This is a genomic window from Nocardia wallacei (assembly GCF_029868745.1).
Classification (GTDB): Bacteria; Actinomycetota; Actinomycetes; order Mycobacteriales; family Mycobacteriaceae; genus Nocardia; species Nocardia wallacei_B.
The window spans coordinates 1-12,987 of sequence record NZ_JARWOP010000148.1; the positions used below are offsets into that span (position 1 = coordinate 1).

Genomic DNA, 12,987 nt, shown 5'->3' on the forward strand with positions numbered 1-12,987 from the left:
CGATGGTCGCCACCATCGCGATGCCGATCGCGCGCAGCGTGTACTGCTCCAACTCGACAGTGTTCGCCGACTCGTACATGAATCGCGCGAGCGCGTCGAAAGCCTCCGCCTGCGCGCGGCCGTTCTCGATCTGCTGCCCCAACGCCTTCCGGATCGCCGTGCCGGTCTCACCCTCGATCGCCACGGCCGCTTCACGCGCGGCCAGCCCTTCCAACCGGCCGACCACCTCGGTCACCCGTTCCCCCGAACGAACCAAAGCATCCGCGACAGCACGCATCTCACCCGGGTCACCGACCGGACAATGACCCAGGAACCAACTAGTGGCCCAATCCGGCAGCCCCGGAGCAAGCGTGGTCACCGCGAACTCGACCGCCCGCGCGCACCCTCCACAACCAGCAGGTGCAGAACCTTCGCCGGACCGCACGCGCCGGTCCCACGCAACTCGACCTCGGTGAACGCGGCGACCAACGCCGCCTCCGGATCGAACCTGCCCGCTGTCACGCCGCCGCCGAGCGCGTCACGCCAGCGCCGATAACCGTGCACGACATGGGCGAGCGTGTCGCGGCCGGACCACGGCCCGCTGATCCGGTGGTACTCGGTGATCAGCGCACGCTGTGCCGACCGGCGGAGACGCGAGCCCGCCGGCGTCGCCAGAATCCGCCCGAAGTCGGCCACGACGGCCGAATACAGCGGTCGCTCAGCCGATTCCGGTATCGCTTTCCCGGAACGCACCGCACGCTCGGCCGCGACGGCCAGCCGAGCCGGATTCGCGACCAGTGTGCGGTCGAGCAGCAGTCGCGGTCCGCGCCCGGGCTCGCCGGGTGGGTCCATTCGTACCTCTGATACGCGGCCGTTGCCCAGTTCGGTGATCTCGAGGCCGCTCAGCTCGACGAACGGATATTTGCCCAGCAGGTCGTCGAGGGCTGCCGCGATCTCCTCGGCCGCCCGGATTCCGATGCCCGAGGTATCGAATCCGCTGAGTCGCAAGCCATGACGTTCGGCCATGGCGCGAGCCGATTCCAGGGCCTTGGCGTCGGTCGGTACTACCGGATCCGGTGCGGCCGCGGCGCGCTGCTTGTCCTTGCGCGCCTTGTCCTTTCGGTTCTTCCGCAGCTGGTTCGGCGGTACCGCGCCCGGTCCGCCGGGCTCCGGTCCGAATACCCGCCCGAGTCGGGGAGTGCCGGGGCCGGACCGTGACCACGGTGAACCGGGGGAGTTCGGTCGCCGCGTGGCCCCGGTCGGGGGCGACCAGCCCGAGCCACGTGACCACGGTGTCTGCGTGTTCTTTCGCGGTGCGGCGGAGTTGCTCCCGGCACGCGGCGAAGACTCCGGCGCACGATCTGTCGTGCGTGCTCGACCGGGGTCCGCTGCGGCGGCCGATGGCTGTGCTGCCGCACCGGGCGCGTTCGCCGGAGCGCTGGCTGCGGGCGCCTGATTCCCTTGGGGCACAGAGGTTTCGGATGACTCGGACGGCTGCTTGTCCGATGTCGGCATGCCGGACGGATCGTACCCGGTGGGTATGTGCGTAGGGGTGGAGGACGGATCACCCGACTGCGTCGAGGGCGCGGGGGTGGTGGTCGGCTGCCCGGCCGTATTCGCCGCGGTGTCGCCGGGATACGCCGACTCGGGCTGCTGCGGACTCTGCGCGAACGGGACGGGAGTGACCTGAGTCGGGTATCCGGGCTGGGCGGAGTTCGGTGCGAATTGGTTGCCGACCTCGCCGATCAGATTGCCGAGATCCTGATCTTGCTGGTCGAAAGTCTCTGCGGCGCCGCCGATTTCCGTGCTCAGCCGGCGCAGGTTGTCGACGAGATTCGCATATCCCTCGAGGCTCTGGTCCGCTTGGGGTACGTACGCCTCGCCGATCTGCTGCCCGGGTTCGTCGTCGCCCCACGGCTCGCCCTGCCGGGCGAGTACGCTTTTCAACTCGGTCAGATCCCGGCCCGCCTGGTCGGCGGCCGCGGACAGCTCGGACACCAAGGCGCGCACCAGGTCTGAATCGACATGAAGCGATCGACTCATCCGGCAAACCCTTCACCCGCACCCACGGAACCGCGACCACATTCTCCGTTACTGCCCCGAATTTCAGGGGGTCGACGTCCCCAGCGCTGGGAATCTCCTGTCGTCAGTCGCGGGGCATGTCCGCGTCCGCGGGGTCACGCAGGCTGGGCGCGCCCGGTACCAGATCGGGCAGGTCGGGCATCGCGTCGGCGAGCGGGGTCAGCAACTGCCGCGTCTGCTCCTGAGCCTGCCTGGCGGCCGCGCGCCCGGTTTCGGTGACGGAGGTGCTCAGCTGCTCGGCGGTGCCGCGCAGTGCGTTCTCACTGAACCGTACGTCGGTGAGGACGCCGGATGCGTCGACGGTCACCTCGACCGAGCCGTCGGGTGACGTGGCGGTGAAGCGGGCGGTATCCAGCTGCTGCTGCACCGCGGCGAGTTGGGTGCGCTGGTCGGCGAGCAGGTCGAGCATGTGATCGACCTGATTGCGCATGCCGTAGTTGGCCGAACGCAGCGCGTCTTGTTCCCAGCGTTCCATCGGTACCTACCTCTCGTCGACAATCGGGTGATCGGTCAGGCCACGCCCCGGCGTTCGGCGAACCTCCGCTCGAACTCCGCGACGTAGGCCTCGGGGGCCACCGTCGCCGAAACCTCGAGCACGCCGTCGTCACCGATATAGAAGACCGCCCGGCCGATCGCGACCGTGCCCTCCGGCGGCGGAACGTAGACCATCCACCCGACGCTGAAACGCTCGGCGGTCAACTGGGACAACGGATATCCGGTGGTGTCCAGGTCGAGTCCGGTGATGTAGTCGCGCACCCTCGAGACCGCCTCTTCGGCCGGCATCGGCGCGGGCTCCGGCGGGGCCAGGCCCGCGAGCAGGTACTGGTGCAGCGCGCCGTCGAGGTCGAGGTGCTCGTCGTCACCGAAGACGTCGATGAGAACGGATCGGCTGACGGCTCCGGCCTCGGCGGCGGCGATCAGCGCGGTGATCGCGCCGGAGCGGTCACCGCGTTCGACGGGCACCAGATCCGCGACGATCTCGCGCACGGTGTCCGCGGTCCACATACCCGGCACGGCGGTATCGCACTCGTCCGAGTTGGGCGACTCGCCCCGGTACCAGTGACCGGCCTCCCACCAGTAGCAGAACGACAGCAAGCCGGACTCGATGCGTGGATTCAGCACCGGCTCGCACACCCAATGTGGTGCTCCCGCATACAGATTCGGGAGCGGCGCACCTTGGTTGTAGGCCGCCTCCAGCGCCGGGGCGTTCCATACTCCGCCCGACAGCACCGCGCGGCCACCGGGCAGCGCCTGCAGGGTGGAACCGTCGTGATCCGCGCCCTCGAACACACCGGTCCAGGGCAGCATGCGGGGACCCGACTGGGAGCCGGCGGCCACGAACGCGGCGGCGATCGTCGCCCAGCGGGCCCACATCGTGGGGAAAGGCGGAAACTCGTTGGGCGCCAACGTCGCCCACACCTTTCCGGAGCGGTCCGCGTGCTCCTGCGCGGCGGCCTGCCGCGGCGTGCGTCGCTGCCGGTCGCCGTGGCCGATGTAGGCGGCCAGCCACACCGGTACCCGATCGCGCGGATATGCCGAGAGGTCCGAGCGGTACGCCTGTGGCTCGAACAACTGTCCCGGCGGGAAGGGCTGCTCGCCGTAGTCGTGGCTCACTTCCGGCGAACCGGAGTCGGTGAGGCGCACCAGCAGTCGCCACCACGGCCCGCGTGCCGTCCGGGCGGCCACCGCGCGGTGCTCCCGAACGATCCGCAGCATGGATTCGGGCGGGGCCATCGGAACGGCCCGCTCGCCAACGGCGTACACGATATGCCCGGCCTCGGCGGAGATCGTCATCGCGAAGACCGCGTCGGCTCGGTGCCAGCCCGCCGGACCGAGTGCCGTGAGGGCCTCGGCGATCTGATCCCGGAAGTCACCGGGTGCGGCTGACATTCCTACCTCCTCGGCCCGGCTCGCACCGACCATCATTGTCGACGGTTCCCAGGAATGGGGTGAGACCAGGGCACACTGTGGGACATGAAATACAGCGCCGGAGTCCTGCTCTTTCGTCGTGCGCCCGAGGTGCGGGTGTTGCTGGGGCACATGGGTGGGCCGCTGTGGGCGCGGAAGGATGCTGGGGCCTGGTCGATTCCGAAGGGGGAGTACGAGCCGGAGACCGAGGATTCGCTGCCGGCCGCGCGGCGGGAGTTCACCGAGGAACTCGGGCTGCCGGTGCCCGACGGAGACTGGGTCGCGCTCGGGGAGGTGCGGTACGGCAGTGGCCGCGGCAAGAAGCAGGTGCTGGTGTGGGCGGTCGAGGGTGACCTCGACCCGGAGCGGATGGTCCCGGGCACCTTCGAGATGGAGTGGCCGCCGCGGTCGGGGCAGTTGCGGGAGTTTCCCGAGATCGACCGCGCCGAATGGTTCGATCTGACCACCGCGCACGAGAAGCTGGCGACCGGGCAGCGGCCGTTCCTGCAACGCCTCGCCGACCACCTGGACGGCGTGCGAGCGGAGTCCTGAGAAAACGCCCAGCCCGCTTCCAGCAATCTCCCAGTGTCGCCGAGTAGAGATGGGGTGCGTGAACGCTGCAGATTCGGCCCGCCCCGCCGTGCGGAGTAGATGGGCGCTCCGTTGAGGGTGCGGTCGGCGCTCGGTCGGCGCGTCTCGGCGATTCCGCTGCGGATCGGCCTGGTCGTCGCGATGGTGGTCTTGGCCGGGGTGGTCCTGGTCGCCTCGGGATTCGCGGTCACCTCGGCGCTGTCGCGCTCGCTGACCGCGCGGACCGACGAACAGCTCTACGATTCGTCGCGCGGTTGGGCGCAGCCGCATCCGATGCGGCAGCTCACGGGCGGCCAGGGCACGATCTGGGTTCCGGCCGACCTGCCCAGCCCGCCACCGCGCGAGCCCGCCCCCACCGACCAGCCGCGCAAGTTCTACGAGCTGCGCAAATCGCCCGACGGACAGGTTTACGACACCGGCCGCCCGGCGCCGGCGGACGGGCCCGACCTGTCCGGCGTGCCGATCGGAACTCCGGTCACGGTCGATTCGGCGGACGGCTCGTCGACGAAGTGGCGGGTGCTGACCACCGCCAACCAGTACGGCTCCACCACCATCGCCCTGTCCCTGGACGATAATCGTGAAACCGTCTCGCGGCTACTGATATTCGAGGCCGGAACCGGTGCGGCGGCGCTGTTGCTGCTGGGCGTGGGCGGCTACATAGTGGTGCGCCGCAGCCTGCGCCCGCTGCGCCAGGTGGAGGAGACGGCCGCGGCCATCGCGGCCGGTGATCTGAGCCGCCGCGTGCCGGTGCGCGGGGTCGACACCGAGGTGGATCACCTTGCGCGGTCGTTGAATTCGATGCTGTCCCAGATCCAGCACGGCGTCGCGGCGACCGAGGCGTCGGAGGAGGCCGCGCGGCGTTCGGAGGCCAAGATGCGGCAGTTCGTCGCCGACGCCAGTCACGAACTGCGCACGCCACTGACCACGATCCGCGGGTTCGCCGAGCTGTATCGCCAAGGGGCGAGCCGAGATCCGCGGCTGGTGCTGGAACGCGTCGAGGTGGAGGCGGAGCGGATGGGGCTGCTGGTGGAGGATCTGCTGATGCTGGCCCGGCTGGACGCGCAGCGCCCGCTGCAGCGGCAGCCGGTCGATCTGCTGTCGCTGGCCGGGGACGCGGTGCACAGCGCGCAGGCCATGGCCGCCCGCGAGGCGAGTGCGTCGACCCGTGCCATCTCGCTCGATATCGCCTCGGGCACCGGCACATTGGAGGTGCGGGGCGACGCCGACCGGCTGCGGCAGGTGCTGGGCAACCTGCTCGGCAACGCCCTGGCGCACACCCCGCCCGGTACCCCCGTCACCGTGCGCCTCACGCCCGCCGCGGACGAGGTCCGCATCGATGTCTCCGACGAGGGGCCGGGGCTGTCGCCCGAGGCCGCGTCCAAGGTCTTCGAGCGCTTCTACCGCACCGACTCCTCCCGCACCCGCGCCAGCGGCGGCACCGGCCTGGGTCTGTCGATCGTGCAGGCCCTGGTCGCCGCCCACGGCGGCCGCGTGAGCGTCGACAGCGAGCCGGGCCGGGGCGCGACCTTCACCGTGGTGCTGCCCCGATCGACGCCCGCCCTCGACGGGTGAGCGCGGCGATGTGGCGGATCGGTGCGTGAAGGCGTGTCTGCGTGTAGGTTCGGCGCGGCGACCCGCCGCCGCCGTGGTGGCGTGGCCCGAGCAGGAGGAGGAGCGCGGCATGCGCATGGTGGGCAGGATCGTGTCGACCGGGATGGTCGCGGCCGCGGTACTCGCGCTGGCCGCGTGCGGCAGCGACGACGAGTCGGACTCGGCCGCGACGACGACGTCCGCGTCGGCCGCCTCGCAGGCCCAGACCACGCCGCAGCGGCACGGCCGGGAGTGCACCGCCGACGACGTGAAGACGACCGGCGGCTTCGGTGAGGCGCCGACCATCACCACCCCCGGCGACTGCGACCCTCCTCAGCAGCTGATCACCAAGGATCTGGTGGTGGGCACCGGCCCGGCCGCGCAGGCCGGTCAGCAGCTGACCATGAACTACACGCTGGTCACCTGGTCCGATCACCAGAAGCTGGACAGTTCTTTCGATCGCGGACAGCCCTTCCCGCTCACCCTGGGCGCGGGCGAGGTCATCCCCGGCTGGGACCAGGGCCTGGCCGGGATCACCGAAGGCAGCCGCCGCCTGCTGATCATCCCGCCGAACCTCGGCTACGGGCGCGGCGGTAACGGCGTGAAGCCGAACGAGACCTTGGTCTTCGTGACCGACGCGGTGAAGGTCGGGGCCTGACCGGGTGAGGTGGATTCGGCCCGCTCACGCAGGTCGACTAGGCTGGGCGGATGCGATCGGGGGGAACCGACGACGTCAACCCAGAGAACTACGAACAAGGAGCATGTCCGTGAAGAGCACCGTCGAGCAGCTGAGCCCGACTCGGGTCCGCATCAATGTCGAGGTGCCCTTCGAGGAGCTGAAGCCGGACTTCGACAAGGCGTACAAGGCGCTGGCCCAGCAGGTGCGCATTCCCGGCTTCCGGCCGGGTAAGGCTCCCGCCAAGCTGCTGGAGGCTCGCCTGGGCCGGGGCGCGATCCTCGAGCAGGTCGTCAACGACGCGCTGCCGACCAAGTACGGCGAGGCCGTGCAGACCTCCGAGGTGAAGGTCATCGGTCAGCCGGAGATCGAGATCACCAAGATCGAGGACGGCCAGGAGCTGGCGTTCACCGCCGAGGTCGACGTCCGCCCGGAGGTCGCCCTGCCCGATTACTCGAGCATCGAGGTGACCGTCGACCCGATCTCGATCGAGGACGAGGACATCGAGCAGCAGCTGCAGTCGCTGCGGCAGCGCTTCGGCACCCTGAAGGGCGTCGAGCGCCCGGTTCAGGAGGGCGACTTCGTCTCCATCGACTTGGCGGCCACCGTCGACGGCAAGGAGGTCGAGGAGGCGTCGACCACCGGCCTGTCGCACGAGGTCGGCTCGGGTCAGCTCATCGAGGGCCTCGACGAGACCCTGATCGGCCTGTCGGCCGAGGAGTCCAAGGAATTCACCTCCACGCTGGTCGCGGGCGAGTACGCCGGCAAGGAGGCGGTCATCACCGTCAAGGTGAACTCCGTCAAGGAGCGTGAACTGCCCGCCGTCGACGACGAATTCGCCCAGCTGGCCAGCGAATTCGACACCGTCGAGGAACTGAAGGACGACCTGCGCAAGCGGGTCGAGCAGGGCAAGAAGGTGCAGCAGGCCGGCGAGATCCGCGACAAGGTGCTCGAGGCGCTGCTGGAGCAGACCGAGGTGCCGCTGCCCGAGGGCGCGGTGCAGGGCGAGATCGACGCCGTGCTGCACGACGCCGTGCACGGCTTCGACCACGACGAGGCCAAGTTCGCCGAGGCGCTCGAGGCGCAGGGCTCCTCCCGCGAGGAGTTCGACAAGGACTCCAAGGAGGCCGCCGAGAAGTCGGTGAAGACCCAGCTGCTGCTGGACGCCGTCGCCGAATCGGAGAACACCGAGGTCGGCCAGCAGGAGCTGACCGAGCGCATCCTGTTCCAGGCGCAGCGCTACGGCATGTCGCCGGAGCAGTTCATCCAGCAGGTGCAGCAGGCCGGCCAGCTGGGCGCGATCTTCGCCGACGTGCGTCGCGGCAAGGCGCTGGCCACCGTGGTCGGTCAGGCCAAGGTCACCGACACCGACGGCAACGTCGTCGACACCGCCGAAATGTTCGGCAGCCCGGACGATTCCGACGCCGAGCCGGAGACGGCGGAGCAGGAGTCGGCGGAGAAGGCCGGCGCGAGCGCGGAGTAGTCGAATGCGCACGGCGCCGGCGCCCGGTGCGGTTGCCGGTGTTGCGCTGTGAGCGAAGTAGGGGCGGTACCGGGAGTTCGGTGCCGCCCTGCTTCGTTAGGGTTTGGGAAAGCGAATCAGTTAAGGCTGTGCTTGCGAGCACCGAGCCGGTGAGAGAGGGCAGGTATCCGTGACAATCAATGAGGCTGTCGCTTTTGATGGGGTCAAGCCGGTCATGACATCGCCGACCGCTGGGCTCAACCTCAGTGACTCGGTGTACGAGCGTCTGCTGCGCGAGCGCATCATCTTCCTGGGCACCCAGGTCGACGACGACATCGCCAACAAGATCTGTGCCCAGATCCTGCTGCTGTCGGCAGAGGACCCGGAGCGTGACATCTCGCTCTACATCAACTCCCCGGGTGGTTCGGTCACCGCGGGCATGGCGATCTACGACACCATGCAGCTGGTCGAGTGCGACATCTCCACCTTCGGTCTCGGCCTGGCCGCCTCGATGGGCCAGTTCCTGCTGACCGCCGGGGCGCCCGGCAAGCGTTACGCGTTGCCGCACGCGCGGATCATGATGCACCAGCCGTCGGCCGGTATCGGTGGTTCGGCCGCCGACATCGCCATCCAGGCCGAGCAGTTCGCCCACACCAAGCGCGAGCTGAACGAGCTGCAGGCGCAACACACCGGCAAGTCGATCGAGCAGGTGACGGCCGATGCCGACCGCGACCGCTGGTTCACCGCCGCGGAGGCACTGGAGTACGGCTTCATCGACAGCGTGATCGCCCACGCCCGCCAGGCCAACGGCACCGCCAACTAGCCACCGCTCGAGAACCTTTGGAGACAGAGATGACTCTCATCGACCCCCGCGCCGGCCTGTCCGGCATCGCCCCGGCAGGCCCGCAGGCCCGCTACATCCTGCCCTCGTTCATCGAGCACTCGAGCTTCGGTGTCAAGGAATCCAACCCCTACAACAAGCTGTTCGAGGAGCGCATCATCTTCCTCGGCGCCACGGTGGACGACACTTCGGCCAACGACATCATGGCGCAGCTGCTGGTGCTGGAGTCGCTGGATCCCGACCGTGACATCACCATGTACATCAACTCGCCCGGTGGCTCGTTCACCGCGCTGATGGCGATCTACGACACCATGCAGTACGTGCGCGCCGACGTCGCGACCGTGTGCCTGGGCCAGGCCGCCTCGGCCGCCGCGGTGCTGCTGGCCGCCGGCACGCCCGGCAAGCGCGCCTGCCTGCCCAACGCTCGCGTGCTGATCCACCAGCCGTCGCTGGAGGGTGGCATTCAGGGGCAGGTGTCGGATCTGGAGATCCAGGCCGCCGAGATCGAGCGCATGCGGCGGCAGATGGAGACCACGCTGGCCCGGCACACCGGCAAGGACGCCGACACCATCCGCAAGGACACCGACCGGGACAAGATCCTGACGGCCGAGGATGCCCGGGAGTACGGCATCATCGACCAGGTGTTCGAGTACCGGAAGCTCAGCGCACAGAAGAAGTGATCACCACGCCTCCCGTCGTCCGGTATCGCCGCGCGAGCACCCGTCGCGATGGCAATATGGGCAGCGGCGGCGGGAGGCGCACATGAGAAACATGCTCGAGTTGTCGACCTCCGTCGGATCTACCGGGTACGGTCACTCTAGGGACCTTTGCTCAGAGGTTGACGGCACGGCCGAAGGCCCGAACGACACTGCCGAAGCGTCGAAATCCGATCGGGTCGGACACTGAACGATGTGCGGCGGGTAGCGTTGTTCGGAAGGCGGCTTGTCGGCAGCTGGACAGACGGTTGCACGCGGACAAGGAAGTAGGGACCCACGAGATGGCGCGCATCGGTGATGGCGGCGATCTGCTCAAGTGCTCGTTCTGCGGAAAGAGCCAGAAGCAGGTCAAGAAGCTCATTGCGGGACCAGGGGTGTACATCTGCGACGAGTGCATCGATCTGTGCAACGAGATCATCGAGGAGGAGCTGGCCGAGTCCAGCGAGGTGAAGCTCGACGAGCTCCCCAAACCCGCTGAGATCCGAGACTTCCTCGAGCAGTACGTGATCGGGCAGGACACCGCCAAGCGCACGCTCGCCGTCGCGGTGTACAACCACTACAAGCGCATCCAGGCGGGGGACAAGGGCCGCGACTCCCGCAACGAGCCCGTCGAGCTGACCAAGTCCAACATCCTGATGCTGGGCCCGACCGGCTGCGGCAAGACCTACCTGGCGCAGACGCTGGCCAAGATGCTGAACGTGCCGTTCGCGATCGCCGACGCCACCGCGCTCACCGAGGCCGGTTATGTCGGTGAGGATGTCGAGAACATTCTGCTCAAGCTGATCCAGGCCGCCGACTACGACGTGAAGCGCGCCGAGACGGGCATCATCTACATCGACGAGGTCGACAAGATCGCCCGCAAGAGCGAGAACCCCTCGATCACCCGCGACGTGTCGGGCGAGGGCGTGCAGCAGGCGCTGCTGAAAATCCTCGAGGGCACGCAGGCGAGCGTGCCGCCGCAGGGTGGCCGCAAGCATCCGCACCAGGAATTCATCCAGATCGATACGACCAACGTCCTGTTCATCGTGGCGGGCGCGTTCGCCGGGCTGGAGAAGATCGTTCAGGATCGGGTCGGCAAGCGCGGCATCGGATTCGGCGCGGAGGTCCGCTCCAAGAGCGAGATCGACACCGCCGATCACTTCGCCGAGGTGATGCCGGAGGATCTGATCAAGTTCGGCCTGATCCCGGAGTTCATCGGCCGGCTCCCGATCGTGGCCTCGGTGACCAACCTGGACAAGGAATCGCTGGTGCGCATCCTGTCCGAGCCGAAGAACGCACTGGTGAAGCAGTACGTCCGGCTGTTCGAAATGGACGGCGTGGACCTGGAATTCACCCAGGACGCCCTGGAAGCCGTTGCGGACCAGGCGATTCTGCGCGGCACCGGCGCTCGTGGCCTGCGCGCCATCATGGAGGAAGTGCTGCTGCCGGTGATGTACGACATCCCCAGCCGCGACGATGTCGCCAAGGTGGTCGTGAACGCCGACACCGTCAACGACAACGTGCTCCCCACCATCGTGCCCCGCAAGCGCCAGCCACCGGAGCGCCGCGAGAAGTCGGCCTGAGACTTTTCTCCCGATCGTCAGCCCCCCCCACAAAAGCGGTGGGGGGGCGGGCGTTTAGGGGTGGTACCCGCCAAAAGCATGCCGGGATGACGGGAAGCTGCCGGGCGCGGGAATCGCCCTACTGCGCCCAGGGAACTCGGCAGGAGTCCGTGCTGAAGCCCTGGGCGGTGATGCCCAGTGCCGAATAGCTGCGGGCGCGCGAGTTCTCCAGGGCGATCTGGAAGGTCAGTTCCATCACGCCCTTGGTGCCGAAGCGCTTCTTCAGGTCGGTGACCTGCTCATCGGTGACCGTGGTCGGGGTGGCGGTCATGGCGTCGGCGTAGGCGATGGCCGCGCGCTCGTCGTCGCTGTACGAGGGTGAGGTCTCGTACTCGGCGATGTGCTCGAGCTTGCCGATGTCGAGATGGCTCAGCCGCATCAGCATGGCGCCGAAATCGACGCACCAGGAACAACCCACCGTCCACGCCACCCGGTAGACCGCGATCTCCCGGATAGGCAACGGCAATGCGGTGCAAGCCTTTTCGGCCATGCCCTCGTGCACGGCGGTCGCGGCCAGCAACTGGGGATGGTTGGCCGCGACCGCGAACGGCTCCGGCACCTCGCCGAACCGGCGCTTGCTGTAGCGGTACAGCAGCCGGGTGAACAGCCCCGCCTGCTCGGGTGTGACGGCGGGAATTCGGGTGCTGCTCATGATCTCTCCTTCCGAGGGGACTATCCCTTGGACGAGAAACCATTGTGCGATGTGACGGGCAGACGGTGTGAAGACGGTCACGGATCACTCGGGCCAGGATGGTGAGCGGCCGAGGGAGCGCAGGATGCGGTCGAGGGCGGTGGCCGAGTCTGGGATGGGGAGGGCGCGGGCGAAGGGCGAGCCGGGCTGCTCGCGCTGTTCGGTGTCGGGGACCGCGAGGGCGATCTCCAGCGCCGGTCCGGCCAGGTCGTCGTCGAGCCGATACGGCAAGTCCAGGGTGCGCGCGACGTCCCAGCCGTGCACGACGTAGTCGATGAAGTGGAAGCCGATGGCCTGGCTGCCGGGCACTTCGACGCCCGGGCCGAACTCGGGCATGGCGAACTGCCGATCCAGCACCCCGGGTTCGGCGTAGGCGGCGATCACGTCGGCCGCCGCGGCAGCGTAGTCGGCGACGGGATCCGCGGGCCGCGGCCCGGCCTGCCAGACGGCCTCGTCGGCCCCGTGCCCACGGGCCGCGGCGGCGAAACCGCGATGTTGAACGGTCATGTGCGACAACAGGTCCGAGAGGTTCCAGGCCGAGCACGGGGTGGGCCGGTCCAGATCGGCGGGTTTCAGGGCAGAGACGATGTCGACGCTGTAGTCCACGGCGCGCCGGTTCAGTTCACGAATATCAAGCATATGTAGATAGTAAGCAGACGCGTATCATATGTCCATGCCTATTATTTTGAGCACGTAGATTTGTCCGCATGGCGAAGACGGAGCGTCCGGATCTGGCGGCGATGATCGCGCCGCGCCGCCCCGGCCCGAAGGGGGCCGCGCGGGCCCGAGTGGGCGAGGCCCCGGTGTACAAATTGGGGGTAAAGGGGGGAAATGGCCCGGGGGGGTGGGG

Annotated in this window: 13 protein-coding genes; 7 read left to right on the plus strand and 6 right to left on the minus strand. The window is 68.5% G+C overall.

Going from position 1 to position 12,987, the window contains the following annotated elements:
* From QH470_RS12265 to QH470_RS12280, 4 genes are all read right to left on the minus strand, one after another.
* On the minus strand, nucleotides 1-235 hold a 235-nt coding region (locus QH470_RS12265; protein ID WP_280272450.1), incomplete at its 3' end, for a hypothetical protein.
* Between the two features lie 119 nt (nucleotides 236-354).
* Nucleotides 355-2,022, minus strand: a complete 1,668-nt coding sequence (locus QH470_RS12270) for a WXG100 family type VII secretion target (RefSeq protein WP_280272451.1) — start codon at nucleotides 2,020-2,022, stop codon at nucleotides 355-357.
* 103 nt (nucleotides 2,023-2,125) lie between these two features.
* Nucleotides 2,126-2,536, minus strand: coding sequence for a YbaB/EbfC family nucleoid-associated protein (locus QH470_RS12275; protein WP_280272452.1), 411 nt, complete (start codon nucleotides 2,534-2,536; stop codon nucleotides 2,126-2,128).
* A 35-nt stretch (nucleotides 2,537-2,571) separates the two neighbouring features.
* Nucleotides 2,572-3,951 carry a hypothetical protein gene (locus QH470_RS12280; RefSeq protein WP_280272453.1) on the minus strand — a complete coding sequence of 460 codons (1,380 nt, stop codon included), beginning with the start codon at nucleotides 3,949-3,951 and terminating at the stop codon, nucleotides 2,572-2,574.
* An 84-nt stretch (nucleotides 3,952-4,035) separates the two neighbouring features.
* Between QH470_RS12280 and QH470_RS12285 the strand changes: the two genes are divergently transcribed.
* From QH470_RS12285 to clpX, 7 genes are all read left to right on the plus strand, one after another.
* The gene (locus QH470_RS12285) at nucleotides 4,036-4,521 is read left to right on the plus strand and encodes an NUDIX hydrolase (protein ID WP_280272454.1); all 486 of its coding nucleotides are present in this window, start codon (nucleotides 4,036-4,038) and stop codon (nucleotides 4,519-4,521) included.
* A 99-nt stretch (nucleotides 4,522-4,620) separates the two neighbouring features.
* Complete coding sequence (locus tag QH470_RS12290; RefSeq protein WP_280272455.1) at nucleotides 4,621-6,132, plus strand: sensor histidine kinase; 1,512 nt, start codon at nucleotides 4,621-4,623, stop codon at nucleotides 6,130-6,132.
* Nucleotides 6,133-6,157: 25 nt separating this feature from the next.
* Nucleotides 6,158-6,808 carry an FKBP-type peptidyl-prolyl cis-trans isomerase gene (locus QH470_RS12295; RefSeq protein ID WP_280272456.1) on the plus strand — a complete coding sequence of 217 codons (651 nt, stop codon included), beginning with the start codon at nucleotides 6,158-6,160 and terminating at the stop codon, nucleotides 6,806-6,808.
* Nucleotides 6,809-6,917: 109 nt separating this feature from the next.
* On the plus strand, nucleotides 6,918-8,309 hold the full coding sequence (gene tig / locus QH470_RS12300) for a trigger factor (RefSeq protein WP_400181744.1): 1,392 nt from the start codon (nucleotides 6,918-6,920) through the stop codon (nucleotides 8,307-8,309).
* Nucleotides 8,310-8,523: 214 nt separating this feature from the next.
* Nucleotides 8,524-9,111: an ATP-dependent Clp protease proteolytic subunit gene (locus QH470_RS12305; protein WP_280272458.1), complete on the plus strand. Its 588-nt coding sequence runs from the start codon at nucleotides 8,524-8,526 to the stop codon at nucleotides 9,109-9,111.
* A 29-nt stretch (nucleotides 9,112-9,140) separates the two neighbouring features.
* On the plus strand, nucleotides 9,141-9,809 hold the full coding sequence (locus QH470_RS12310) for an ATP-dependent Clp protease proteolytic subunit (protein ID WP_280272459.1): 669 nt from the start codon (nucleotides 9,141-9,143) through the stop codon (nucleotides 9,807-9,809).
* A gap of 317 nt (nucleotides 9,810-10,126) precedes the next feature.
* Nucleotides 10,127-11,407, plus strand: a complete 1,281-nt coding sequence (clpX, locus tag QH470_RS12315) for an ATP-dependent Clp protease ATP-binding subunit ClpX (protein WP_187684583.1) — start codon at nucleotides 10,127-10,129, stop codon at nucleotides 11,405-11,407.
* Nucleotides 11,408-11,525: 118 nt separating this feature from the next.
* On the opposite strand, the gene QH470_RS12320 is transcribed toward clpX, so the two are convergent.
* Complete coding sequence (locus QH470_RS12320; protein ID WP_280272460.1) at nucleotides 11,526-12,098, minus strand: carboxymuconolactone decarboxylase family protein; 573 nt, start codon at nucleotides 12,096-12,098, stop codon at nucleotides 11,526-11,528.
* An 84-nt stretch (nucleotides 12,099-12,182) separates the two neighbouring features.
* The gene (locus QH470_RS12325) at nucleotides 12,183-12,776 is read right to left on the minus strand and encodes a TIGR03086 family metal-binding protein (RefSeq protein WP_280272461.1); all 594 of its coding nucleotides are present in this window, start codon (nucleotides 12,774-12,776) and stop codon (nucleotides 12,183-12,185) included.
* Between the last annotated feature and the right edge of the window lie 211 nt (nucleotides 12,777-12,987).